General features: G+C 58.1%; 24 protein-coding genes. 11 read left to right on the top strand and 13 right to left on the bottom strand.

From position 1 onward, the window contains the following. Window positions 1-40 precede the first annotated feature (40 nt). From pufQ to AC2FIT_RS15715, 7 genes are all read right to left on the bottom strand, one after another. Window positions 41-268 carry a cytochrome PufQ gene (pufQ, locus tag AC2FIT_RS15745; RefSeq protein ID WP_068334241.1) on the bottom strand — a complete coding sequence of 76 codons (228 nt, stop codon included), beginning with the start codon at window positions 266-268 and terminating at the stop codon, window positions 41-43. Continuing rightward, window positions 256-1,749: a chlorophyllide a reductase subunit Z gene (bchZ, locus tag AC2FIT_RS15740; RefSeq protein ID WP_496831003.1), complete on the bottom strand. Its 1,494-nt coding sequence runs from the start codon at window positions 1,747-1,749 to the stop codon at window positions 256-258. The genes pufQ and bchZ overlap by 13 nt, the downstream gene beginning before the upstream one ends. Then, on the bottom strand, window positions 1,749-3,305 hold the full coding sequence (gene bchY, locus AC2FIT_RS15735) for a chlorophyllide a reductase subunit Y (protein ID WP_496831002.1): 1,557 nt from the start codon (window positions 3,303-3,305) through the stop codon (window positions 1,749-1,751). Before bchY ends, bchZ begins: the two co-directional genes overlap by 1 nt. Further along, window positions 3,302-4,303: a chlorophyllide a reductase iron protein subunit X gene (locus tag AC2FIT_RS15730; RefSeq protein ID WP_496831001.1), complete on the bottom strand. Its 1,002-nt coding sequence runs from the start codon at window positions 4,301-4,303 to the stop codon at window positions 3,302-3,304. The genes bchY and AC2FIT_RS15730 overlap by 4 nt, the downstream gene beginning before the upstream one ends. Then, entirely contained in the window at window positions 4,300-5,238 is a 939-nt protein-coding gene (gene bchC, locus AC2FIT_RS15725; protein WP_496831000.1) for a chlorophyll synthesis pathway protein BchC, read from the bottom strand. Before bchC ends, AC2FIT_RS15730 begins: the two co-directional genes overlap by 4 nt. A 125-nt stretch (window positions 5,239-5,363) precedes the next feature. Further along, the gene (locus AC2FIT_RS15720) at window positions 5,364-6,488 is read right to left on the bottom strand and encodes a methyltransferase (RefSeq protein WP_496830999.1); all 1,125 of its coding nucleotides are present in this window, start codon (window positions 6,486-6,488) and stop codon (window positions 5,364-5,366) included. Between the two features lie 2 nt (window positions 6,489-6,490). Further along, window positions 6,491-7,360: a polyprenyl synthetase family protein gene (locus AC2FIT_RS15715; protein ID WP_496830998.1), complete on the bottom strand. Its 870-nt coding sequence runs from the start codon at window positions 7,358-7,360 to the stop codon at window positions 6,491-6,493. Window positions 7,361-7,437: 77 nt separating this feature from the next. On the opposite strand from AC2FIT_RS15715, the gene crtD reads away from it, so the two are divergent. Further along, window positions 7,438-9,036 carry a 1-hydroxycarotenoid 3,4-desaturase CrtD gene (gene crtD, locus AC2FIT_RS15710; protein ID WP_496830997.1) on the top strand — a complete coding sequence of 533 codons (1,599 nt, stop codon included), beginning with the start codon at window positions 7,438-7,440 and terminating at the stop codon, window positions 9,034-9,036. Next, complete coding sequence (gene crtC / locus AC2FIT_RS15705; protein WP_496831050.1) at window positions 8,955-9,869, top strand: carotenoid 1,2-hydratase; 915 nt, start codon at window positions 8,955-8,957, stop codon at window positions 9,867-9,869. The genes crtD and crtC overlap by 82 nt, the downstream gene beginning before the upstream one ends. On the opposite strand, the gene tspO is transcribed toward crtC, so the two are convergent. The 3 genes from tspO to AC2FIT_RS15690 are packed head-to-tail and all read right to left on the bottom strand — an operon-like array spanning window position 9,866 to window position 12,938. Further along, window positions 9,866-10,348, bottom strand: coding sequence for a tryptophan-rich sensory protein TspO (tspO, locus tag AC2FIT_RS15700; RefSeq protein ID WP_496831049.1), 483 nt, complete (start codon window positions 10,346-10,348; stop codon window positions 9,866-9,868). The genes crtC and tspO overlap by 4 nt on opposite strands. Continuing rightward, window positions 10,348-11,391, bottom strand: coding sequence for a 15-cis-phytoene synthase (gene crtB, locus AC2FIT_RS15695; RefSeq protein ID WP_496830996.1), 1,044 nt, complete (start codon window positions 11,389-11,391; stop codon window positions 10,348-10,350). The genes tspO and crtB overlap by 1 nt, the downstream gene beginning before the upstream one ends. After that, a complete protein-coding gene (locus AC2FIT_RS15690; RefSeq protein ID WP_496830995.1) occupies window positions 11,388-12,938 on the bottom strand; it encodes a phytoene desaturase in 1,551 nt (516 codons plus the stop codon). The genes crtB and AC2FIT_RS15690 overlap by 4 nt, the downstream gene beginning before the upstream one ends. Before the next feature lie 102 nt (window positions 12,939-13,040). Between AC2FIT_RS15690 and crtA the strand changes: the two genes are divergently transcribed. From crtA to bchO, 4 genes are read left to right on the top strand one after another with little or no spacing between them, the layout of a single operon-like run. Next, entirely contained in the window at window positions 13,041-13,760 is a 720-nt protein-coding gene (crtA, locus tag AC2FIT_RS15685; RefSeq protein WP_496831048.1) for a spheroidene monooxygenase, read from the top strand. Further along, window positions 13,757-14,764 (top strand): magnesium chelatase ATPase subunit I, encoded by a 1,008-nt coding sequence (bchI, locus tag AC2FIT_RS15680; RefSeq protein ID WP_496830994.1) that lies wholly within the window; start codon window positions 13,757-13,759, stop codon window positions 14,762-14,764. Before crtA ends, bchI begins: the two co-directional genes overlap by 4 nt. Window positions 14,765-14,769: 5 nt before the next feature. Further along, entirely contained in the window at window positions 14,770-16,395 is a 1,626-nt protein-coding gene (locus tag AC2FIT_RS15675) for a VWA domain-containing protein (RefSeq protein ID WP_496830993.1), read from the top strand. A gap of 3 nt (window positions 16,396-16,398) precedes the next feature. After that, window positions 16,399-17,256 (top strand): alpha/beta fold hydrolase BchO, encoded by an 858-nt coding sequence (gene bchO, locus AC2FIT_RS15670; protein WP_496830992.1) that lies wholly within the window; start codon window positions 16,399-16,401, stop codon window positions 17,254-17,256. A gap of 239 nt (window positions 17,257-17,495) precedes the next feature. Here bchO and AC2FIT_RS15665 read toward each other — a convergent pair whose 3' ends face one another. Then, the gene (locus AC2FIT_RS15665) at window positions 17,496-18,263 is read right to left on the bottom strand and encodes a hypothetical protein (protein ID WP_496830991.1); all 768 of its coding nucleotides are present in this window, start codon (window positions 18,261-18,263) and stop codon (window positions 17,496-17,498) included. A gap of 289 nt (window positions 18,264-18,552) precedes the next feature. Between AC2FIT_RS15665 and AC2FIT_RS15660 the strand changes: the two genes are divergently transcribed. The 3 genes from AC2FIT_RS15660 to AC2FIT_RS15650 all read left to right on the top strand — a co-directional run bounded on the left by AC2FIT_RS15660 (window position 18,553) and on the right by AC2FIT_RS15650 (window position 22,083). After that, window positions 18,553-20,085, top strand: a complete 1,533-nt coding sequence (locus tag AC2FIT_RS15660) for a phospholipase D family protein (protein WP_496830990.1) — start codon at window positions 18,553-18,555, stop codon at window positions 20,083-20,085. Between the two features lie 65 nt (window positions 20,086-20,150). Beyond that, window positions 20,151-20,516 carry a cupin domain-containing protein gene (locus tag AC2FIT_RS15655; RefSeq protein WP_496830989.1) on the top strand — a complete coding sequence of 122 codons (366 nt, stop codon included), beginning with the start codon at window positions 20,151-20,153 and terminating at the stop codon, window positions 20,514-20,516. A 175-nt stretch (window positions 20,517-20,691) separates the two neighbouring features. Continuing rightward, window positions 20,692-22,083 (top strand): alpha/beta fold hydrolase, encoded by a 1,392-nt coding sequence (locus AC2FIT_RS15650; protein ID WP_496830988.1) that lies wholly within the window; start codon window positions 20,692-20,694, stop codon window positions 22,081-22,083. 168 nt (window positions 22,084-22,251) lie between these two features. Here the strand turns inward: AC2FIT_RS15650 and htpX are convergent, their stop codons facing one another. Continuing rightward, window positions 22,252-23,157 (bottom strand): zinc metalloprotease HtpX, encoded by a 906-nt coding sequence (gene htpX / locus AC2FIT_RS15645; protein ID WP_496830987.1) that lies wholly within the window; start codon window positions 23,155-23,157, stop codon window positions 22,252-22,254. 283 nt (window positions 23,158-23,440) lie between these two features. Here htpX and AC2FIT_RS15640 point away from each other — a divergent pair, with 283 nt between their 5' ends. Beyond that, window positions 23,441-23,860, top strand: coding sequence for a hypothetical protein (locus AC2FIT_RS15640; protein WP_496830986.1), 420 nt, complete (start codon window positions 23,441-23,443; stop codon window positions 23,858-23,860). Between the two features lie 118 nt (window positions 23,861-23,978). After that, window positions 23,979-24,473, top strand: coding sequence for a P-loop nucleotide/nucleoside kinase family protein (locus tag AC2FIT_RS15635; protein ID WP_496830985.1), 495 nt, complete (start codon window positions 23,979-23,981; stop codon window positions 24,471-24,473). 30 nt (window positions 24,474-24,503) lie between these two features. On the opposite strand, the gene AC2FIT_RS15630 is transcribed toward AC2FIT_RS15635, so the two are convergent. Continuing rightward, the gene (locus AC2FIT_RS15630) at window positions 24,504-25,481 is read right to left on the bottom strand and encodes a serine hydrolase domain-containing protein (RefSeq protein ID WP_496830984.1); all 978 of its coding nucleotides are present in this window, start codon (window positions 25,479-25,481) and stop codon (window positions 24,504-24,506) included. Window positions 25,482-25,755 lie beyond the last annotated feature (274 nt).

Below are 25,755 nucleotides of genomic sequence, written 5' to 3'. Positions count from 1 at the left end.
GCCCCGCCCCGCGTGATACGGGCCGGATCTCGGGTCGCCGTCACCTGGAAAAGATGATCGGCGTGATCCTGTCGGCCTCGGACCAGGCCCGCGCTAATGGCCCACGCAGGTTCAGCGTGCGGCGGCGCAAGGCATGTCTGATCCATTCGACCACTGCGAAGGGGATCGAAATCAGGAACAGGATCGAAAAGTACAGGATGAACTCGGGCGTGCGTTGTGACCGCTTTTTGCCCGCTTCGCTATGTGCATTAAGGGTTACTGCTGGCACAGGTCACCTCCTTCGGTTGGATCGGTTTCGGAACGCGTCGGGTCCAGCGCCTGAACGGTGCTGACAAAGACCCGGGCGTCCCCATTGGAAATCGCTGCCTTCTCGGCGGCATCGCGCAGAGATTTGGCGGCGGAGATACGGGTGAGAACGGGATGGGATTCCAAGATGCGCTCCAGCGCGGCGCTGGCATCCTCATCCCATGGGATTTCGGTGCGTTGCGTGGCGGGTGTGGCTGGCCCCGCATCCATTTCAGTGCCCAGAGGCAAAATGTGAAACAGCGCGTCAAACAGGCCGTTGCACACCTCTTGCAGGACATAGGTCGCGCCCGCGTAACCCATGAAAGGCGTGCCGGTTGCCCGCCGGATCGCGGCCCCCGGAAAGCTGGCCGGAATAAAGGCTGGTGACGGTCCGAACCCGCCTTTGTTTTCAGCCAGGTAAATTTTCTCGTTGATACTGCCGAACACGACCAATGGCTTCTTCTGCGTGATCAGCGCCCGCACCTGATTGTTGTCGGTTTTGGTTCCGGCGCAGCGCGCGACCGAGAAAGCGCAAGGCAGCCCCAGATCCTCTTCCAGGAACAGCCGCAGCCCCCGTGCGTAAGTCTCATTCGCCACAACGCAGAACGAGGCGGTTGCAAAGAAATCCTGTGTGACGGACCGCCACAGATCCCAGACGGGTTTGATGGTCGAGTGTTTCTCGCGCTTAATGAAGGGTTCCGGGTCAAGTCCGGTCAATTCGCCCAACATCCGTAGGAATCTGGTGGTCGAGTCCACGCCCACTGGTGCTTGCAGGTAGGGCTTGCCCAACAGCTCGGCCAAGCCTCGTCCGAATTCGCGATACATGACAATGTTGGCGTCCGCATTCACCAGATTGCGCATCTCGGCCAGATGGGCGCCCAAAGGCATGACCATGTTGACCTCGGCACCTATCCCCTCGACCAGACGTCGAATTTCGGCCAGATCGCTGGGCATGTTGAAGGTGCCGTACATCGGACCGAGAATATTGACGCGCGGCCTTGCGCCTTCTTCGCGCTTTTTCTCGGGCGGCATCCGCCCCTTGGTCATGCCGAACTCGGTGAAAATCCAGGTCATCGCCCGGTCAGCCGCTTCCCATTGGTCTTCATCGATCGTGCGCGGCAGAAAGCGTTGAATGTTGGTACCTTGTGGCGTCACACCCCCGCCGATCATCTCTGCTATCGAGCCGGTAACAACCACCGCAGGCAGCGCCGGATCAAGCGTACCCCATGCGCGTTTCATCGCCTCTTCGGTCCCGTCGCGGCCCAGTTCTTCTTCGCCTAACCCTGTGACAACGATGGGAAGTTCATGCGGCGGCAGCGCGTCGGTGTAGTGCAGAACCGACGTGACAGGCAGGTTCTCGCACCCAACCGGGCCGTCGATCACAACCTGCAGGCCTTTGACGGCACAGAAGGCATAAACGGCCCCCCAGTACCCTCCGGCGCGGTCATGATCCTGGATCAGCATCAGATCATCTCCTGCGCTTTGGCGGCCTTGGCCTGCCGTTCCAGTTTCTTTTGGTTGATGGCGCGGAAATCGGGGCGGAGGTTCGGATCGCCCTCCCAGATTCCGGCGGCATCGTCGGTGCCGACGTCCTCGAAGAAGTCGCGCATCTGGTCCATCCGGTCCTTGTTGCCAATCGCTGCGGTGATCACTTGTGCCAGTGATCCTGCACCCGCTGGCCCCATCAGGGGACGGGCGGAGATCAGATTGGTGAAATAGAGCGCCGGAATGCCCAGTTGCTTGGCTTTTTGCACCACCGGTGTCGTGCCGATGGCTAAATCGGGCTTGATCCCTTCCATCGCCGCGCAATCCTGCTCCAGCGAAGCGCGGAACTGGACTTTGGCTCCGTGTGCCTGCAACCAATCCGCGTCCTGCGCCGACCATTTGCTTTTGGCACAAGCGGTTCCAACATAGGGTACGGTTGCGCCGCTTTCGATCAGTAGACGGGCCACCAACAATTCGCTGCCCTCATATCCCGAGACAGTCACAGTCCCCGAAATCGGCGCGGCAGCCAATGCGCCCTTGATGGCGGGCAAGAAACCGTTCTGCGCTGCGCTGATCTTGTCTGCAGCGATACCGAACACATCGCCAACGGCTGATAGCCAAGCGGCAGTGCCTTCAATTCCAACCGGTCCGCTGCCCAAGATGGGGCGGCCCGCGGCCTCGAATTCCCGAATAGCCGACGTATAGAAGGGATGGATCGCCGCCACTGCGCCGCAGTCGAGCGCTGCGTAAAGTTCGCGCCATTCGCGGCAAGGCACTACCGGCCCTGCAGCCAGACCCAGCGGAGCCAACATCTGGCCAATCATCACCGGATCGGCGGGGAACATCTCTCCCAACAGACTAACAGTAGGCCGGTCCTGCCGCGCACCGTCTGGCGCAGAGACCGGCCCCGCTTCGACCTCGGAGCGGGCATAGGCCAGCATTGCGCCAGCCAGAACATCCTTAGCCTCAGCATGGGTAGGGATGCCGAATCCGGGCACATCGATGCCCACAATCCGCACTCCGTTTATTTCCTTCGGCAACAAGCGCAGCGGAACACCACTGGCGGTCGGCACGCAGAGGTTGGTGACAACGATGGCGTCGAATTTCTCGGGATCTGCCAGATCGTAAACTGCGGCGCGGATGTCCTCGAACAGTTTGCCGGTAACCAGCGTTTCCGAGTTGAATGGAACATAGCCCACTGACCGCCGCGCGCCGTAGAAATGGCTGACGAAGGTCAGGCCATAGACGCAGCAGGCCGAACCGCTGAGAACCGTTGCCACCCGTTTCATCCGCAGCCCAACACGCAACGACCCGAAGGCCGGGCACATGCTTTGCGGTTTGTCATGGGGGCCTTGCGGATAATCACGTGCGTATTGGTCCAGCAATTCGGACTGCCCCGCCATCCGCGCGGCGTCTTTCATCTCGGACCCAGAGTGACAGCCCAAAGCAGGCGGCTCACCGCCAGTTTCCGCGCGGGGTTCACCCTTGATCACCTGCGCCTCGGCGGACGCGTCATATGTCACTTCTTTGTTCATGCGTCGTCGTAAATCACTTCGAGAGATTTCTTTGGCGCCGCGTTCTTGCCACGCATATCCTGATCCGTGGCCGGAACCAGCTCGATCCCTGCCCCGGTTTCCTTGCCGTCAAACAACGCCAGCAGACCGTCCTGATCCAGCGGCGCGGGCCGGACGGGCGGTGCATCGGCCACATTCAGGCCAAGCGTCGCAAAAAGCGGACCCCATTGGCCGGAACCTGTGCCAACTATCTGATAATTTGCGGATTTCTTGCGCAGGTCGTCATCCTGCGGGATCGACGCGAGAACCGGGATTTGCACCGCATCGGCAAAGGCCTGCGCCTCACCCGTTCCATCATCTTTGTTGACGACCAATCCAGCGACGCCGACATTACCGCCAAGTTTGCGGAAGTATTCCACCGCCGAGCAGACATTATTGGCGACATAGAGCGATTGCAGATCGTTCGAACCGACCAGGATGACCTTTTGCGCCATGTCCCGCGCGATTGGCAGACCGAAGCCGCCGCAAACCACATCACCCAGAAAATCCAGCAGAACAAAGTCGAAATCCCAATCATGGAAGCCCAGCTTCTCCAGCAACTCGAACCCATGGATGATCCCACGGCCACCGCAGCCGCGCCCGACCTCGGGGCCGCCCAGCTCCATCGCGTAGACACCGCCACGTTTGAAGCAAACATCACCAATCTTCACCTCTTCCCCCGCCAGTTTCTTCTTGGTCGAGGTTTCGATGATCGTCGGGCAGGCTTTGCCGCCAAACAGCAGTGAGGTTGTGTCGGATTTCGGATCACACCCGATCAGCAGCACGCGTTTGCCCTGCTCGGCCATCATGTGGCTGAGATTGGCCAGCGTGAAACTTTTGCCAATGCCACCTTTGCCATAGATGGCAATGATCTGGGTTTTCTTGACCGCCTCGCTTGGCAGAACATCCGCCAAGTCCTCATGCGCTTCGGCTTTCAGCCGGGCGTCGAACTCTTTCAGGTTGGGGGCTTCGTCTTTCATGTGGTCTCCCAATCAAGAACGAGTTTCAAACAGTCGGGGTCTTCGAAGGCCGAAGCATAGGCTGTCTGGGCATCCGACGCGGGCGCGGTATGGCTGATTAGATTGCTCAGCGACAAAGCCCCGCTTTCGACCAGCAATCGGGTGGCCTGCATATCCTCGGGCGTCCACTCGGCAGCGATCCGTATCCGGGCTTCTTTCATGAAGGCTGGCGGAAAAGCAAAGCGGAGGGGCTGCGTATAGAACCCGGCCAGTACAATCTCACCCGTGCGTTTCAGGCGGGAAACCAGCGTATTCAGAATCGCGCTGTCGCCAGACGCGTCATAGATGCATCCATAGTCACGGCGCGGGTCGTCCTCGGGGGCGATGACCTGATACCCCTCGGCTCCGTCGCGGCGCGCGGGATCTGACTCCCATACAATCGGTGCAGGCGCACCTGCGGCGATGGTTAAACGTGCTAGCAGGCGACCCACGACACCATGCCCGACAATGAGCTCGGGCACATGGTGACCCAGCCCAGCCATCGAGTGTCGCGCGGTGGCGGCCAGGGCCAGAAGTGTCATCTCACGTTGACAACTCGGATCAATGGGTGTGACACGGTCCGCATCTGTGACGATCAGGCGCGACGACCCGCCGAACAACCCATGCGCATCCTCGTAACAGGTCGCGCCCGGTACAAAGACGGCATCGCCGACGCCGAAACGGGTTCCTGATCCTGCCTCGACCACTTTGCCGACGGCCTCATAGCCTGGAACAAGAGGATACCCCATACCAGGAAAGGGCGGCATCTCGCCGGACCAAAAAAGTTTTTCCGTACCGGTAGAAACTCCGGAATGCCGCACCTCGACCACCAAATCCGAAGCGGATGGCGGGGTGAGTGTCACGGTATCAACAGACAGATGTCCGGGACCATGCAATATTACGGCCGAGGATTTCACGGTCTTCCCTCCTCTCGCCTGCAGTGGCTCATCTAAAGGGTGAGTCCATGGCGAGCTTTTATGTCAGTTTAACTTTACATCGCAATCTGTCAATTAAAACTGACACATTTCAGAAATTCGTTCGCCTATCCAGACTTAATTGCCGTAACGACCGAGGTGATGTAACGCCGGAGGGGTTTTGGATGCTCGATCTGCACGAAGCCCGAAGCTGCAAGCAATTCTGATATCTGTGCAGCAGACCGAGTTTTGCCCGTGCCCATCGCAAGGGTGTAAATCGCGAAATAGACATCGGTGATCGGATCGGGGCGATCTCCGCCCGACATGGGTTCCGAGATGATCAACCGCCCGCCGGGTGGCAAGGCATCAAAAACCTTTGCAAAAAGCCTGAGGACTGTTTCGTCGTCGTGATCATAGAGGACACGGATAAGGCTGATGGCATCAGCGCCTGTAGGCAGAGGGTCCAGGGCGAAACTGCCGCTTGTGCACGTGATGCGATCGAACTGACCTACCCCTTCCAAATAGGACTGCGCGGCACTACGGGTCTGTGGCAGATCGAACAGAGTCAGCCGGGGCGCAGGGTATCGTTGCGCGACTTCCGCCAGAAAAGCGCCGCTACCGCCACCAATATCCAACAGGTGCCGCACGCCTTTCAGACGAACCTGTCTGAGTGTATCCTCGGCCACCAGACGTTGGCTGCGCGCCATTAATAGGGAGTATCGCTCGGCCTGTTCCGCGCCAATCTGGGCAGCGTCGCCAACATAGGGCCAAAACCCGGATAGTTCGGTTTCCGATCCATTGCGCAGAAAACTCTCGGGGCTTTCCAAGTCGCGGTACAAAGCCCGGTGATGAAGGATTATATCCGCCAGACCGGGCACACCCCGCAGCGCCGCTCCCTTGCGTGACAGGCCATAGCGATCACCGCGATGCACCCGCAAAAACCCTAACGCAGCCCCCGCGTGCAGAAAAACCGCCAGCCTGTTCGCATTGACCCCAAGCCTATGGGCAAGCTGCCGTGCCGTCATCGGGCCACCCGCCAGATGATCGAAGATATCCAGCGCCACAAGCGCCATTAAAACCTGACTGGAAACAAACCCTTGAACGACCTCGAATATCTCTTGCCCGTCCCGCCGAGCCATCCAACGTGTTACGGGCAGACGCATCGCCAAGGATTGCACGTCTGACCGCGCCAAAAGGCGTCCGAACCAAGTTCCCAGCGAAGGCCGCGTGACCGTGTCGGACGAGCGTGCCACCGTCAGGCTTTCGCAACAGCAGGTGCAACTGGAGTCAGCGCCTCGGCCTGCTTGCGAACAAGTTTGGCCAGCATCGCCTCGCCCGGGCAGGACGGGATTGAGGCAATTGCACCGCTCAGAATATCGTTCAGGCGCTGGATCGCACCCTGAACTCCGAATTGATCCACCGCGCTTGGCCGACCGTGCAGATCGTCTTGCCCAGCGGGTTTTCCAAGAACCTTTTCGTCATAAAGAACGTCGCGCAAATCGTCGGCAACCTGATAGGCCTCACCGATCCGCGCGCCCAGTTCGTACCAGGGTTCTGCTTCGTGACCGGCGGCAACTGCTCCCATCTGAGTTGCCGCGATGAACAAGGCACCGGTTTTCGAACGGTGATAAGCGCCAAGGTCAATTGTGTCTTCGCTTTCCCAGCCCTGCCCAGCGCAAATCCCGTTGGGCATCCCGGTCCGTTTTGCCAATATCCCAAGCAAGTCAAGCGCCCGCTTCGGATCTTGCCCGGCGGCGCGCGTGAGTATCTCGAATGCCAAGATTATCAGGCTGTCGCCTGTAAGGACAGCAAGGGGTTCAGAAAACGCACGGTGGACCGAAGGCTTGCCGCGCCGAAAATCCGCGTCATCAAAACAAGGCAGATCATCGTGAACAAGACTGGCGCAATGAATAATCTCTAGCGCCGAAGCAGCGGCATCCGTAACCCGAGGGGCGTCATCGCCACAGGCCAGCGCGACAGACATCAAAATCGTTGGACGCACCCGCGCCCCGCCCGGAAAGCAGGCATAGTCGAGCGCTACCGCAAGCTGCGCTGGCGCAGGCTCTGCGCGTGCATCTGCGATATTCTGTGCAATAGCGCCGTTAATCCGCGTCTTCAGTTCCATGCGCTTCCCTTTGCTGACGTGAATGTGAAAAGTAAAATTGACACATTTGTGTAAATTACACTGGACAGTATTGTGTCATGAGTCAACAATTCCGTATGAACCCGACACATCCTCAAGCGCGCCAAGCAGTTGTAATCGGTGCGGGCATTGGTGGCCTGTGCAGTGCCGTAAGGCTGCGCGCTGCGGGGTTCGACGTCACAGTTCTTGAGCAACACGACAGCCCGGGCGGGAAGATCAGAACCCTACCCTCGGACAGTGGGCCAGTGGACGCAGGACCAACCGTTCTGACCCTGCGCCATATCTTCGACGATGTTTTCAAGACTCTAAATGAGCGGTTGGACGACCATCTTGATCTGATCAAACTGCCCGTTATCGCGCGACATTTCTGGCCCGACGGGTCGGTATTGGACCTGCACGACAAACCAGAAGCAAACCGCAAGGCCATCGCCGCGTTTTCCGGACAAAAAGCACAAGCGGAGTTTCGTCAGTTCCAGAGGGATACCAAAGCTCTGTTCGTTGCATTGGATCAACCAATGATGAACACGCCCGAACCGACGCCGATCAGCCTTGGTGCTACGATCCTCAGACACCCCAAGTTACTGCCAGCAATGGCCCCGCTACGCAGCCTGAGCAGCCAGCTTTCCCACCGGTTCAGCGACCGACGCCTTGCGCAGCTCTTCAGTCGATATGCGACCTATGTCGGTGGATTGCCGCATCAATCGCCCGCCCTGCTCAGCCTCATATGGCAGGCCGAAGCTGCCGGAGTCTGGTGCGTTCAAGGGGGCATGCAAGCGCTGCCCAAGGCGCTAGAGGCGCTTTGCGCACGGCATGGGGTTCAGTTTCGATATAACAGCGCGGTTGCTTCGATTGAGTGCGACGATGGTCGGATCAGCCGTATGGCACTGGATGACGGAACTTACATCCAGACGAACCTGGTTATCTTTAACGGCGATCCGCGTGCCCTTGCGGCTGGTGCGCTGGGGCCGGATGTTGCCACTGTTGCCCCCCAAACCCTAACCACCGACCGCAGCCTTTCAGCCGTAGTCTGGAGTTTTGACGCCGCTCCACATGGCCTGGACCTCTCTCATCACAATGTGTTCTTCGCCGACGCGGACAGTCAGGAGTTTCACGAACTGCAGGCCGGACTTTTTCCGCGGGAACAGTCGATCTATATCTGCGCCCAGGATCGCGGCCCGCAAGCACGGCACGAACCCGGCGCCCCCGAGCGGTTCGAGATCGTCCTGAACGCCCCGCCCCTTCGACCCTTTCCCCAGCCCGAAATGGAGTTTCAGACATGTCAGACACGAACATTCGACGTGCTGCGCCGGTTCGGCCTGACCTTCGATCCGCAACCGGGGCCGACAGCTCTGACCCGGCCAGCAGACTTCGAGCAACTGTTCCCCGAGAGTCACGGATCGCTTTACGGGCAGAGCCCGCACGGACTCATGGCGGCGCTGAAGCGCCCGCGGGCACGGACGCCGATCAAGGGGCTGTATCTGGCGGGCGGCGGCACGCATCCGGGGGCGGGATTGCCGATGGCTGCGCTCTCCGCCCGGCACGCGGTCGAGACGATCTTACAAGACCGAATTTCGACATTGGCGTCCCGCCAAACGGATATGCGTGGTGGTATGTCGACGGGATCAGCGAGGATCAGACACGGGCAATCTCGATCATAGCTTTTATCGGCTCGGTTTTTTCCCCGTGGTATCGGTGGTCCGGGCGGAAGGACCCGCAAAACCATGTCTGCATCAATGTAGCGACCTATGGTCCGGGCGGGCGTTTTACCATGACGGATCGGGGGCGATCAGCGCTGCGGCTGACGCGCGACTGCATCACCGTTGGCCCGTCGTCGATGCGATGGGACGGCAACCACCTGATAATTGATATCAACGAGATGGGCGCGCCCCCATTGATCACTCCGGTTCGCGGGCGCGTCACATTAAGGCCAACGGGGTTAACCGCAGTTGAAATGCCGCTGACCGAAGACGCCGCCCATATCTGGCGCCCGTTTGCCCCGACTGCACACATAGATGTCGACCTTGCGGCCCGCGGCTGGAAATGGAGCGGACATGGCTATTTCGACGCGAATTTCGGAACACGGGCGCTGGAAGAGGATTTCAGTACATGGAGTTGGGGGCGTTTTCCAACCAAGGGTGGCAGCACCTGCTTTTATGACGCGGAACGACTGGATGGCAGCACGCTGAATCGTGCTGTGTTTTTTGGTGCAGATGGCCAGCATGAAATCGCCGCGTTGCAACCCAAAACGCGCTTGAAACGCAGCTTGTGGGCAGTGCGGCGCGAAACGCGGGCCGACACGGGTTATCGTCCCAAGCAGGTCATGAATATGCTCGACGCACCGTTTTACTCTCGTGCAATGGTACAAACCCAATTGGGCGGAGAGGAAACAACCGGCGTGTACGAGGCGCTGGATTTGCGCCGGTTTCGGTCACCTTTTTTGAAACCCATGCTTGCGGTACGGGTACCGCGCCGCGCAAGCTGGCGATTTTAGGTTTTGATTTCGGGCGGGTTATTTGCGACCTCGGGATTCAGCTGCAAAACCGACCAATTCAGCGCTGCGGCCACGCTAACCCACATCAGGTAGGGCACAAACAGGAGGCCCGCAAAAGTGTCGACAGACCACAACGCCACCATGGTCGCCGCGACAGAGGCCCAAAGCGCGCTAAGCACCACCATCCCAGCGCGCAGACGTCGCAGCCCAAAAAACACGGGGGTCCAAAGTGTGTTGATCGCGATCTGAAGCCCCCACAGCGCAAGCGCGAGGCTTGCATCGCCCTGCACCGCTGCGCGCGCACCCGCCCAGGACATACAGACATAAAGCGAGGTCCAGGCCACAGGAAACAGCCAATCCGGCGGCGTCCAAGACGGCTTGTTCAGGTCACGATACCACTTTCCCGGGGGGAACATCCCACCAGTGGCACCCGCGGCCATACATGCCGCAAAAAAAATCAGGAAATAAAGCGCGAACATCATTGCAGATGTGTCCGAACAGACGCCATCATACGCCGCCGCCGGGCGTGTTCCTGCGTCTGCAGTTGTGCGAAAGCGGTATACAACGTATCGCTCCAATCCGTTTGCGCGTGGCGGTTCTGCGCGGCCGCGTCGACCAGAAACGCGGTTTCAGGCAAGGGCCGAGCGTAAAGCCGCGGCGAGTGGGGTGCAACCGTGCTGAACGCCGTGCGCCACAGAGACCACGCCAACCAGCCAAGTTTTTGACTTTTCCCCGTCCGCGCGCGCTGAGACACGCTTTCAAAGCCAGATCTTCGTATTTGGCCGCCAATCCCGGCATAAACAAACCTGGCCGCGTAGATACCGGGACGGCACTGCAAAGGCAGTTCGGCAATTCCAGCCTCGGACCGTTGATACAGGTGTTGCGCATGTCTGAGCAAACGCGAGACGCATATGCGTATGCCCGGTTCGGCACGCGGGTTCGCGATGAACGCCTCAGGATCGACACCCTCTTGCTGCAACCAGCTCAACGGCAAGTATAGCCGGTTTTCCCGCGCGTCTTCGCCTATGTCGCGGGCAATATTGGTCAACTGCATCGCCACGCCGAGATCGCAGGCACGTGCCAAGGCATCCGCGTTTCTCTCGCCCATCAGCACCGACATCATGACCCCAACCGCGCTGGCGACACGGGCGGAATATGCGATCAGCTCGGGTAGATCGTCATAGCGCCGTTCCATCGCATCCCATGCCAGACCTTCCAACAAGGCTTCGGGCAAGGCGCGGGGCATGTCGAAATCCTCGACCAGTGATGCAAAAGCCCGGTCCGGTGCAGCATTGCGTGGGCGACCTGCGTAAACCATCTCAAGCCGTTCTTTCAGCATCAGAACCGCGGCCGCTTTTTCCGTTTTCAGATCGACCTCATCATCAGCCAGCCGACAAAAGGCATAGAGCGCCAGAGCGGGATCACGAACCGAACGCGGCAACAGTCGGGACGCCGCGTGAAAGGATAAGGACCCATGACGGATCGCATCCCGGCAGAACTGCATGTCTTGCGGATCAATCATGGCGCCCTCACAGGATCGGGAACCAGTTTCGCCAGCACCTCGGCGCTGCTGATCACGCCGGGGAGCCCGGCTCCGGGATGCGTTCCAGCACCTACCAGATAAAGCCCCTTGGCTTCTTCACTCACGTTATGGGGGCGAAACCACGCGCTTTGCAGAATGCGGGGTTCGATCGAGAACCCACAGCCCAATGGTGAAAGATACCGGTCGCGGAACGTATCGGGCGTAAAGACTTCGGATGCGGTCAAATGTCGGTCTAACCCCGGCAATAATTGATCCTCCAGCACGGATTGAGCCCGCTGCCGGTAAGTTTCAGCGTGCTCGGCCCAATCAACTGGATTGTCATGCCCCAGATGCGGCACAGGGCTGAGGACATAGAACGTATCATCGCCATCCGGCGCGGCTGTAGGATCAGTGACCGATGGTCGATGGACATAAAGGCTCATGTCATCAGCCAAATGCCCTTGTTGGAAAATATCCCGGATCAACCCGCGATAGCGCGGCCCATTCAGGATTGTATGATGCCCTACATCCGGCCACAGATCGCGGGTACCCCGGGTACCGAAATACCAAACGAACAGGCCCATGGACCACCGTGTCCGCGTGAGCTTTACGTCCGTCCACCTTTTGCGCGGCGCATTGCGCAACAGCGTGGAATAGGTGTGCCCCGGATCGGCGTTTGAAACAACAACGTCGGCCGGTATGACCTCGGCATTCGAAAGCCGAACGCCCTTGGCCGCACCTTCCGACAGCAAAATCTCATCCACTTCGGCATTCTGACGCACCAGCCCGCCCTGCGTGGCAATGACGTTGCGCATCGCCTCGGCAATCGCGGTGACGCCGCCAATCGCGTAGTGGACGCCGAACGCCTTTTCCAGATGACTGACCAGAATATACATTGACGTCACCTGCGTCGGATCTCCGCCAATGAATAATGGGTGAAAGCTGAAAGCCATGCGCAAACGCGGGTCTTTGAAACGCCGTGATGCGTGGGCATAGACTGAACGATCTGCGCGCATGCGGGCGAAGGTCGGCAAAACCTTGATCAGGTCACCTATCCGGTTCATCGGGCGACGGCCCAAATCCTCGAACCCAAAGATATACCGCGCCTCGCTTTCCTTCAGGAACTTTCGCAAGCCCGTTACATCATCCGGAGACAGCCTTGCGACCTCTGCCTCCATCGCGTCTGGGTCTTGGCGGGCCGCGAAACTTGATCCGTCCGGCCATCGGATTTCATAGAACGGGTCCAGCGCGATCAGCTCGACATCCTTGTCAAAGTCCCGATTGCAGTCTGCCCAAAGGTCCCGAAACACCTGGGGCACCGTTACGATGGTGGGCCCCAGATCAAACCGGTGGCCGTCGCGCCAAAGGGCCGAACCCCGCCCGCCGGGCATATCCAGCCGATCCAGAACAGTAACGCGATACCCTTTGGCCCCCAGCCGCATTGCCGCGGCCAGACCACCCAGACCGGCACCAATCACCACAGCGTGTGGGCGCGCATCCCCAACCGGGGTCGCATCATTTACCAACTGCGGATCTAGGCGAGTCATGCCTTAACGTTCCAATCTGTTCACTTAAATTGACACATTCATAGAAGAGTCTTCCGATTTTGGCGCCGTTATGTCAATCTAAACTGACACTATGGAGGTTCGATCATTCAAGTCGCGACCCTGAGCCTGTTTCGTTTCGACGGCTTTGCCCGCCGTTTCAGCGCCTTTGCCATGATGGGGCTGGCGCGCTGGCCGCTGTCGCGCCTTTGTGGGTTGGAGTTCTGGAAACTCTGCGGATCCGGCACCGGCGAAGGGTTCACTCCGCGCCCGAATACGGCGGTCTGGGCCGTACTATGTGTCTGGTCTGACGAACAGAGCGCACAAAACACGCTGCAGACCGCGCGACCCTTTTCCTGGTACCGGACAAACGCCAGCGAACACTGGACAGTCTATCTGCGCCCGACCTCATCGCGCGGTGCATGGTCGGGACGCAATCCGTTCCATGTCGAAGACCCCGACCCCACCGGCCCGGTGACCGCAGCATTGACACGCGCGACGCTGAAACCCCGTATTCTTCTGCGGTTCTGGCGCCGAGTGCCGGACATCAGCCAGATGATCGGCGTTAACTCGGACGTTTTGATGAAGGTCGGCTTGGGGGAAGTTCCGTTTTTGCATCAAATCACATTCTCGATCTGGCCGGATACCGGATCGATGGCCGCATTCGCCCGCAATCCCGGCCCCCATTCCGAGGCCGTCAAGGCGGTGCGCGAAGGCAATTGGTTCCGCGAAGAACTTTACGCAAGGTTCGACGTGATAAATGAAACGGGCCACTGGGAAGGGAAGCACCCCGTGGTCTTGAAGGAGGGTCAGGACAACAGATGACGCACGCGTTTCCATTCTCCGCAATTGTTGGTCAGGATCAGATGAAGCTCGCCATGATCCTAACCGCGATTGATCCAAAACTGGGCGGTGTCCTTGTCTTTGGCGACAGAGGCACCGGCAAATCCACCGCTGTTCGCGCGTTGGCTGCACTTTTGCCACCCATCTCAGCCGTCGAAGGTTGCCCGGTTCAGTCCGCAACTCGCGCGGCTTGTCCGGACTGGGTTGAGCTGCCAGAGAACGCCGAAATTCATGAATACCCTACCCCGGTTGTCGACATGCCGTTGGGCGCGACCGAGGACCGGGTGACCGGAGCGCTGGATATTGAACGGGCCCTGGTGAACGGTGAAAAGGCATTTCAGCCCGGACTGCTTGCGCAGGCAAATCGGGGTTATCTTTACATAGACGAGGTAAATCTGCTGGAGGATCACCTTGTTGACCTGTTGTTGGATGTCGCACAAACCGGCGAAAACGTGGTCGAACGCGAGGGGCTTTCGATCCGCCATCCTGCCCGTTTCGTGCTGGTCGGGTCAGGAAACCCCGAGGAAGGCGAACTGCGCCCGCAATTGCTGGACCGGTTCGGATTGTCGGTCGAGGTGCGATCCCCCGACGATATCGATCAGCGGGTCGAGGTCGTGCAGCGCCGCGACGCGTTCGAGATGCAGCCAGACAAGTTCCTCAAGAAATGGCACCGCGAGGATACCCGCGTCCGCAGCGCGATCCTGACAGCTCGCGACATTTTACCTGATATCAAGGTCCGCAAAAGGGAACTGCGCGACTGTGCTGAACTGTGCATCGCGCTTGGATCGGACGGTCTGCGCGGAGAGCTGACCTTGCTGCGCGCCTGCCGTGCGCTGGCGGCTTACGAAGGCGCGGCCTCGGTCACGCGCCGCCATATCCGCCGCATCGCGCCGATTGCGTTGTCCCATCGGTTGCGCCGCGATCCGATGGATGAGGCCGGCTCGGTGTCCCGTGTTCGCCGTGCGCTGGATGAGGTTCTTGGATGACATCCATGCCCGACCCCTGGGCGCAAGTCTGGCAAACGCTGCGCCTGTTTGCCGTTGAACCGGTGGGCCTTGGCGGGCTGGTCTTGCGTGCCCGTGCAGGACCCGCGCGCGATATGTGTATGGCTGCCATGCCTGATCTGGGCCTGCCAAAGCAGCGGCTGCACAGATCACTGTCCGATGCCGAACTGTTTGCCTCCATGGATTTTGCGGCAACCCTGTCCTGTGGTCGGCCTGTCTATCGCCCTGGTCTGCTGACCAAACCATCCGCCTATCAACTAAGTATGGCCGAGCGCTGCCCTGCTGAATTGGCGGCAAAACTGGCCGCGCAGCTGGATGCCGGACAGTCCTGCGTGATCGCCTTTGATGAAGGCGCAGACCCTGACGAGACGCTGCCCCTCACCCTGTCAGACCGTATGGCTTTTCGTATCGATCTGACCGATCTTCGCATCACTGAACCACGGGATATTGGTGCTGGCGACTTGAAGGCGGCCCGTGCTGCGTTGCCGATGGTCCGGACATCGGCAGAGGATATCTCGACCCTGGTGCAGTTGTCCACCCGGTTGGGCGTCGCCAGTCTGCGCGCACCTTACTTTGCCCTACGGGCTGCGCGGTGTAATGCTGCCCTTAATGGCAGGGTATCCCTGTCCATCGAAGATTTGGAAATCGCCACAATGTTGGTGCTTTCGCACCGCGCAACTTGCTTGCCGACGTCCGAGCCGGAGCCAGAGACACAAGCGGCAGAACCGCCCGAGCCTTCCACGAACAATAAAGGGACGCCTGATCAGGACGTTTTGGTCGAGGCTGTACGCATGGCCCTGCCGGATGGTATTCTGCCGAGCGCCCTTGCGCAGCGCACCACGGCAACCGGAACCGGGGCGGGCGATTCACGGATCGCGCGGCAACGTGGCAGACCCATCGCCCCTCGCCGCCGCAGGCCTGACGGGCGCAGCCGCGTCGATCTGATCGCCACGCTGCGCATGGCGGCCCCGTGGCAAAAACTCCGCCGTGCAGCACAAGGCCGGATCAGTGTTCTGCCAACCGATATTTGCCTCAAACGGTTCGAAATACAGACCGAGCGACTGCTGATATTCCTGGTCGATGCCTCGGGCTCTGCTGCTCGGGCCCGCCTGAACGAGGCCAAGGGCGCGGTCGAACATCTGTTGGCGCGGGCTTATTCGCATCGCGATCACGTCGCACTGATTGGGTTCCGGAATTCGTCAGCTGATATTCTGCTTCCGCCCAACAGGTCCCTTGTTCTGGCCAAACGGCGACTTGCCGCCCTACCCGGAGGCGGGGCGACACCACTGGCCGATGGGCTGCACTGCGCGGGGCTTATGGCGGGCAGCGCCCTGAAGCGTGGTATGACACCGACCGTGATCCTTCTGACGGACGGGCGGGCGAATGTGGCGCTGGACGGCCAGCGCGACCGGAAAAAGGCAGCCGAGGACGCAGAGCTTACTGCCGATTGGTTGCGCGCCTCCAAGGTTCGAAGTGTCGTTCTCGACACTGCCATACGCCCCCAGAAACCGCTGCAAAATCTTGCACAGCGCTTGGGCGCGGATCATATCGCCCTGCCCCGGTCCTCGGCTGCGGGTATGACGCAAGCCATCGAAACCGCGGTGAATACCTAAGCAATGGACTGGCAGCGCGACCTTCCAACCTGGCCCCATCACACATGGTCGAAGCGTGTGGTCTGCGCCCCACATCGTTGGCACGTTCAGGAACACGGCAAAGGACCAACGCTACTGTTCTTACACGGCGCGGGCGCGTCGACGCATAGCTGGAACGCGATGATGACCGACCTGGCCAAGGATCACCACGTGGTTGCGATCGACCTGCCGGGCCATGGCTTTACCGTCATGGGTGCCAACAATCGCAGCGGCCTTGAGACAATGGCCGAAGATATTGCCGCCTTGAGTACGCAGGAAAACTGGCAGCCGACCAAGATCGTCGCACATTCTGCCGGGGCCGCCATCGCGTTGCAGCTTTGTGAAAAACACCTGACCATGCATGGCAAGCCGTCAATTCTGGCGATAAACCCGGCCTTCAGCGATTTTGACGGACTGGCGGGTATTCTCTTTCCGATTATCGCAAAGTCTTTGGCGGTGAACCCGCTGACGCCCTGGCTGTTTACACGTGGACCTGACTCGCTTGGCCGCGCCCAGCGCCTCATTGCTTCAACCGGATCAACAATCCCCGCCGAGCAACTGGCGCTCTATGCGCGTTTACTGAAGAACCGTCGCCATGTTCAGGGAGCATTGTTCATGATGGCGCAATGGTCGTTGAGAGACTTCAAACGCTGCATGTCGAAATCGCAGACACCCATTGAAATTATTGTAGGCTTGAACGATCGGGCGGTTCCGCCGGAAACAACGGCCAACTTGCAAAAGACCCTGCCGAATTCGAACCTGACCAAACTTGCCGACCTAGGGCACCTTGCCCACGAAGAAGCACCCGACCTTTTTGTGTCGCGTGTTCGGTCAATGGGGTGACATCAAGCCTGTCGAAACGAAGGCCTTTGTTGCCAAGGCGGTCGCGATTGTAACGGCACTCGGCTGGTTGGTCGTCAGACTCCAGGTTTTCGGCACCCTTCGCCTTGCTTTGACTTAAGACAATCGTAGCGGACACGGAACCCAAATCGTTGCTCGTGCCGCGATATGCGTCTGAAATTCGCGCTGATTTTCCAGTGAAAACCGCTCAACAACGCGACATCGACCGTCGGGCGTTCATTCTAAAACATCATGCAGTCTGCACCCGGCGAAAGCGGTGGCGCGCCGTCCGGCAATGTGGGCGTATAGTCAAACGTCACAATCTTCGCACCGCCATCAAACGCGACAAACAACTGGTTCGAGCCGGGGCGAATTGCGATACCTTCGGGGTCAGTGCCGAATTCCAGCAGGCTTGCCTGCGCAAGAAGCTGACCCTCTGCTGTGAATTCATACAGACTGTTCGATCCTTCCCAGTCATCGACAATCAGCATATGTCCGGTGCGGGGATCAATCGCGATGCCCTGCGCCTCGGTCAGTGGCGGAGAAAGCTCCATGGTATTTAGCCGCGCCGCCAGCTTTCCATCGGCATCGAACCAAGACAGCCGCTCAGGGTCATCCTCGACAGTAACAATCTGGCCTTTGGCATTAATCGCGATGCCTTCGGTGTCAGCATAACCACCCTCAAGCTCAAAGGGCGCTCCGAGCGTGGCTCCATCTTTCGTCACGCGCTGCAGACCACCAAAGCCGTCCCCAAGCAACAGGTGATCCCCTTCAATGGCTATTGCCTTGATCCTGAACAGATCACTTTTGATACGCCGCAGCTCTTCGCCTTGAAGCGTAACAAGCACGGCCTCGGGGCCCTCATTCGCAATCCACAACCCGCAAAAGGTTGGATCATAATCTAAGCTGGCCGGGTGGTTTAGTTGATACCGGCCAGTTTCGCGAAGTTCCAATGCCGTGACCGGACCGGACAGCGCGAAGATCGAAACAAACAGGACCCTTGTGAACATTCCAGACGCTCCCAGCGATCAACGCTAAAAGGTGGTCTGGGTTTTCCCAGCGTCAACACGGAACTTTCTTGAATAATGCGAAACGTAAAAATCTCGGTCTGCCCAATACTCAAAAGAGCGGCACCGGGTTGCTTTCTTCGGGTCCAGTCGCGACGAACAGGCCAAGGCGCTATCCGGTAAACCCAACCGACATCACACCATCTTAGGAAAGAACCGCCAAGGGTAGAGAACAAACTTGCAATATTGCCCCAAGACGTTGTCATCTGGACAAGGCAGTTGGAGGATATCGATGAAACCATGGACGAACGTGGTTTGTTTGTGTTGCACGCTGGTTCTTGTCGCTTGTGCCCCGAAAACACGCACGTATGAAAAGACAGTGACGGCGTCGGTTCCTGCAAGTTCGAACACTACTCTTGCGCGGGCAGCCAGACGGTTGGGAGATCCGAAAGACGGGCGCTCGGGTGTTCGACTGATTAATGACGGAGAGCAGGCGCTTGTCTCGCGGCTTTTACTGGCCGCTGCGGCAGAGCAGACGATTGACGCGCAATACTACCTTTTGCACAACGACCCGACGGGCCATCTTTTTGCAGCCAGTCTTTTACAGGCTGCGGATCGCGGCGTGCGCGTGCGGTTGCTTGTGGATGACATGGACACGTCCAGCTATGACGCGATGACGGCCGCGCTGGATAATCACGAAAACATCGAAATCCGACTATTCAACCCATTCTGGCGTGATCAAAGCCTTGCCATCGCAGGTCTTACAGATTTCAAACGCATCAATCGCAGAATGCACAACAAGTCGATGACTGCCGACAATACATTTACGATTGTCGGCGGGCGCAACATTGGGGCCGAGTATTTCCTGGCAAGGGAAGAAATGAACTATGCCGATCTTGACGTACTGGCCGCAGGGCCGGTGGTGGCGGATGTCTCAACAAGCTTTGACGCCTACTGGAATAGTGAATTTGCCGTTCCTGCCCGCGCCGTGATTGAAGACCCCAAAGAGTTCACCCTGAGCGATGCGCGCAATCGGCTGAACGAGCTTGTGGAAGACGCGAAAAAAACCGAATACGGCGCGGCCCTCAGACGGTCGGCCGAGGAAAACTTTGCACACGGCGCGTTGTCGTTGGACTGGGTGCCAGCGAAATTATATGCGGATCCGCCGTCCAAAGCCGCAGGAGTTGAGGGGTCAGACCCCATTCTTGCCTCGCAGCTTCTTCCATATTTCGAAAACGCCGAAAGCGAAGTGAACATCGTTTCAGCCTATTTCGTACCACGCAACAAGGGTGTGAAATGGATGACCGAACTGGAAAACCGCGGTGTCGACGTCAAGGTTGTCACGAACTCGCTGGCCTCGAACGACGTCGCTCCGGTCTATGCACACTACGCCAAGAAACGCCGGGCGCTGTTGCGGGGCGGGGTTGAGCTGTATGAATTGCGGCCTGATGCGTACCAGGTTCAACGCCGGGGCATCAATTGGGGTCAGTCCCGCTCTGGTCTTCATTCCAAGGCCTTTGCCGTCGATGACCGCTATCTGTTTGTCGGGTCGTTTAATTGGGACCCGCGTTCAGTCAACATAAACACTGAAATGGGCATACTGATCGACTCACCCACATTGACGGTTCAGACACTCGGTGCTTTGGACGAAGCACTACCCGCTTACACTTATGAAGTGACACTAGAGGACGCAGGTCAGCTTAAGTGGCGGACACAGGGCGAAGACGGCTCAATCCTCGAATATGATTCTGAACCAACGGGGTCCGTTTGGGATCACATAGTTGCCGGCTTTCTAAGCATTCTTCCAATCAGTTCTCAGCTGTAAGATCGCGGCCACTCCGGTATCAAGCCGAGCTTCAAACAAGCTGACAGTCAGAAGGGAAATTGATTGTGAAGTACCTCAAACTCTACGCTGACCCTGAAGGCGAAAGCCACTGGGACGATATCAACGTTGAAGTTGAGGAACGCAGTTTTGCGCCACCTGCCCAGGCAATCGAGATTTCCAGGCCGGAACACGTTAGACAAACCATGTTTCTGAGACTTCGGTCAGGATGGAACGAACCCATCCACCCAACACCAGTGGCGCAACGCTTGGTGTGCCTGGCGGGCACAATCCGCGTAACCGCGAGCGACGGAAGTTGTCGAGACATTGGCCCTGGCGACGTGTGGCATATGGAAGACAAGTTCGGAAAAGGCCATCACACCAGGGTCACGAGCGACGAAGACTTCGAGGCCATCATCATCCAATTCGAGTGATTTTAAAGGCAACCAATCCGATTCCCGAGCCTCAAAACGCGTTCGGAATACTCATCTGTTGATATCATTCTTACTGCCTCTCAATTTCCAGCTATACTGATCGCAAGACTTCGCACGTGCCGCGGACGGATACGAACCGTCCGCCAACTGATGACTGACGCAGAGGGGGATTGCCTTGGAACAACGCCTCTCGGCTGTTCTGGCCGCCGATATGGTCGGATACGCCCGCCTGATGGAACTGGACGAGATAGGTGTGCTATCGCGCCAAAAGAAATATCGGCGCGAGTTAATCGATCCGGAGATAAACCGCCGCCGGGGAAGCATCATCAAAACGACCGGAGACGGCATGCTGGCCACGTTCGAGTCGGTTCAGGATGCGGTACAATGCGCTGTAAAAATCCAGCAAGCGATGAGCCTGAGGGAAACCGAACTGGAAGCCGATCAGAGAATTCGTTTTCGGGTCGGTATTAATCTTGGCGATGTCATCTTCGACGAGGACGACATTTTTGGAGATGGAGTGAACGTCGCCGCAAGGCTGGAAGGTTTGGCAGAACCCGGTGGGGTATGTGTCTCGGACATCGTTCATCAGGCGGTACAGGATCGGGTCGATGCCCCGTTCCGTGACATGGGCGGGCAACGTGTCAAGAACATCAGCCGCCCCATTCGAGCTTGGCATTGGTCACCCCAGTCCGGTCCGGTGCGAGCGGCTCCTGATATTTCGCTGCAACAACGCGTCAGGTTCTGCAAATCGGCAGATGGTACAAATCTTGCATGGGCATCCACCGGAGAAGGCATGCCTGTACTGAAAGCCCCAAACTGGCTTAATCATATCGAGTATGAGTGGACCAGCCCGGTCTGGGGGGACTTTCTTTCAGAAATGTCGCAAAAGTGCCAATTGGTTCGGTTTGATCAACGCGGCAACGGGCTTTCAGACTGGGATGTTGATGACATTTCAGAAGACAGAATGATTGATGACATGGTGGCCGTGGCCGATGCTGCGGGGCTTGGTCGTTTTGGCCTGCTTGGCATCAGCCAAGGCGCTGCTTTCTCGATTCGCTTTGCAGCAAGATACCCGGATCGTGTGAAATTTCTTGTCTTGCTGGGTGGTTACGTCCGGGGGCGCATGCTGCGAGGGGACGCAGAGGCCGAACAGTTTTATGAAGCATCGCGCGCCATGGTGTCGGCGGGCTGGGGATCACCGAGCCCATTGTACCGTCACTTCTTTACATCCTGCTACATGCCTGACGCCACCCCGGAAGAAGGCGCAAGCTTTGATGAAATGCAACGTATCTCGGCAAGCCCGGAAACAGCCTTGCGGATTATGGAAATGAACGCCTATGTGGATGCGCGTCCGGACGCGCAAAGCCTGCAAATTCCAACACTGGTTCTCCATGTAAAAGGCGATCTGGCCGCCCCTATAAGTGAAGGGCGGGCAACGGCCCGTGAAATCCCGGCCGCAGCATTTGTTGAGCTACCGGGCGCCAATCACTGCATGATCCGCGGCCATCCGGGGTTTGATGAGTTCTTTCAGGAAATCGGGCCTTTTCTCAGGGAACACTCTGACTGAGGCATTTACCGCCCGGACTCGACGCGGATGGCCCTCGCCCTTCCCGACAAGCGCGCTGCTTGATTTGTCCGTACGGCCCAAACGTAGAGTTTCTTTACGTACCCCGCGCGCAAAGCACGGTTGCGCATGCAGGGTTTGCCCGGATCACGTTCCATTGGCCATTGCCGCCTATCCCCAAGGCCCACGATCTTGCGGCGGCTCTCTCCCAGCACTTGCGCGCCCGGAATGGGATGGGCTGGACTGTTGCGCGAGTTTTCTCAACGCCGCAATGCGGTTTGCCGTCGACGGGTGCGTTGAAAACAGTTTATCGCGGGTATGCACGTGTAGGGGGTTGATAATAAACATATGTGCGGTCGCGGGGTTACGTTCGGCCGTGTCGTTGTCGATACGCGCTGCGCCTCTCTGAATCCGCTCAAGCGCAGACGCGAGCGCCAACGGCTGGCCGCAAATCTCGGCACCAGCACGATCAGCAGCATATTCTCTGGTTCGGCTGATCGCCATCTGCACCAATCCAGCGGCAAACGGAGCCAGGATCATCAGCGCAAGGGTTCCCACCAAGCCAAGCGCGCTATCCCTGCGGCCCCCAAAAAACAATGCGAAGTTTGCCAGCATCGTGATCGCACCCGCAAATGTCGCAGTCACCGTCATGATCGCGGTGTCATGGTTTTTGATATGCGCCAACTCATGCGCGACGACGCCCGCCAACTCATCCCTCGATAGGGTCTGCAACAAGCCCGCAGTCACTGCCACGGCTGCGTTATGGGGGTTGCGCCCCGTGGCAAATGCATTGGGCTGAGGGGTATCGATCAAGTAGACGGCAGGTGTGGGCATACCTGCGCTTTTTGCAAGACCTTCAACCATCTGCGACAAACCCATCGGATCACCGGCAGGAACAAGGCGCGCATTGTGCATGCGAAGGACCATTTTATCCGAGTTCCACCACGTGAACGCATTCATGCCAGCCGCGATCACCAAAGCAAACAACATGCCTCCAAACCCGGCAAGCAGGTATCCCAGCCCCATGAACAAGGCCGTCATTGCGGCCATTAATATCGCAGTCTTCGTGTAACCCATGTGATGCAAACCTCCGACCGGCTCGCTTGTAGATGTGTGATCAATACGCTGTTCTTGCAATGATTATCGACCTGATTGTCGACAAAGCAACAGATGAAGCCAGTATGCTCGGGGTCAGAAAGATCACACGGCATTAAAATAAATATTTTAAATCTGTATCTTAGAGCAGCGTATTCATATGCCGCCAATCAAATACCCTGACGTGTGAAATACTTTACTTTACGGAAGGCATATTTCTGGCAGTATTATTTTATGTGTTTGTAAAAAGTGTTGTGGGTAACAGATGTACTTAGCCAAGTTCAACGACCAGTTTTGTGCTGTAGCAGACATCCAAAAGACCGAATTTGCCGAAAAGTTCCCGTTGCTGGACAGTGGTGCAGTGCACGCACGGTGGAAAAAAGGATCGTGGCAGATCACACGCATAGGCGACATCTGGAAGCGAACCGGAAAAATTTTCTCTGTACCCTACGATGGTGCCGACGCATATCCATCGTTCCAGTTTGACGTGGATGGAACCCCGCTTCCTTTGATGGAAGAGGTGCTGAAAGCACTACCCCCTGAAATGACGCAATGGCAACGTGCATTTTGGATGACCTCGCCGGTGCCCGAACTTGACAACAGACTCCCTGTACACTGCATTCGATCTGGTGATCGCCGCGTCGTCGAAGTCGCAGCCAAAGCGGGCACAGGCTTTCTGAACTGATCTGACGCCCAGCATCGCTTGGACCGTTCAGATCGTGACACCCAGACGCTGAAGTATCGACCACCGCTGTACGTTTGGCAATTTTCAGGACCGACATAGTTTTCGACCGAGTAGTATAATGACCGAAGCCGCACCCAAGCTCTTTCTCTTTTGCGGGAAACCTGCGTCCGGAAAATCAACGCTTGCCCATAGGCTGGCCGGATCAGACCGCACTGTTGTCATCACAGAGGACGCGTGGTTGGCCGCTTTGTTCTCAGATCAGATGTCGGCGATCTCGGACTATGTTCGGTGCTCTGAAAAACTGCGCGGTATCATGGGGCCGCATATCATCTCGCTTCTTAGGGCAGGAACATCTGTGGTTTTGGACTATCCGGCAAACACACTCAAAGCGCGTGCCTGGATGCAGGGTCTTGCCAAAAGCGCAAACGCGATCGGTGAGTTACACTATCTCGACCTGCCAGACGAAATCTGCAAAGCAAGGCTGCGGAAGCGAAATGACACCGGTGAGCATCCCTTTCACCTGACGGACGCGCAATTCGATGAGCTTTGCAGTCACTTTGTCGTCCCGACCGATAATGAGGGCTTTCAGATCATCGTGCACCACCAAGCCTAAACCGCTGGCACAGCGCGCGCCCACGTTCCATCATGACATGTTCAGGATCGGACCATCCAGCAACCGGATCAGATCGCCAAAGTACCCGCCTGACCGCGCCGGGCGCGTTGGATCGGATGTGATCGCCACGGCAAGCCTGCGATCCGGGTGGGCAGCTATGATTTGTCCTCCGTACCCTCGGGCCAAAGCATAACCTGAAGGCAAAAGAAACCAACCATACCCGTAACCCAAACCAGAAAATGCTGATCTGCCATAAGGTTTGGTCGAGGCCGCGATCCAGTTTTCGGGAATGACCTGCTTGTTGGCATACACACCACGATCCCGAAGCAAAACCGCGATCTTCAACATTGATCTTGGCGTTATCGCCATTTCATTGCCGCCCAGGTAGTAGCCTTGCGGATCGCGCGTCCAGGCTGGGATCTCAATATCGAGCGGCCTGCCCAGTCGTTCACGTGACAAGGTCAAAAGGCTTTTGCCCGTAGCCTCGGTCAATGCGGCGCCAAGCACGTGTGTGGAACCCGTGGAATAGAGCATCCGCCCGCCCGGAGTGGCGACCATAGGCCTGCTCAGTGCATCGGCGATCCAATTCGAAGAACCGATCCATTCCCCGTAATTCCCACCCGATGTTCTTTCCAGACCTGCCCGCAGGGTCACCAGATCCTCCATCGTGATGTCTTCCGCGCCGGGGGTCGCATTCGCGGGCAGTAACCGTGGCGCAACCTCTTGCAAACTGGCATCTACCGATGAGATTTCCCGCCTGTTAATCGCCGTTCCCAGCAAGAGGGCCACGATGCTTTTGGAGCAGGACTTTATGTTAGCCAGATGATCAAGACCCGGCCCTTTTTGAGCCTTTTCAAAAACTATCTCATCCGCCCGCTGGATCTGAAGCGAATGCAACTGCGGCAGGTTCCGCATTGCATCAGCAAGCAAGGCACTCCGCCCTTGCGCAAAAACGGGCGCAGCCAGAGCGGTTGTGGAAGCTATCAGGAATGAACGGCGCGTGATCATGGCTCAGATGTGGTGGCTTTCCCCCCGATGTCCAGCCGCCAACAAAACAACATGGTCATTCTGCCCAGAAACGAGGAAGCATCGGTTCGTGCGATAGATGGGTATTGTAGCAACAGGTAGCCGCGATCATTTGCCGATCGGTCGTCTGTGCCCCGGCGATCTGTGGTAGACTGGCGTCAAAGGCATTTCGGCAGGAGACGTCCCGTTGCTACCGAATTCACTCCGTCTTGTAATCACCGTCACGACACTTGCGCTCTCGGCAGGGTCCCTGCCC

The organism is Ruegeria sp. YTSA135, from assembly GCF_059610165.1.
This window is presented reverse-complemented; position numbering and strand designations above follow the sequence as displayed.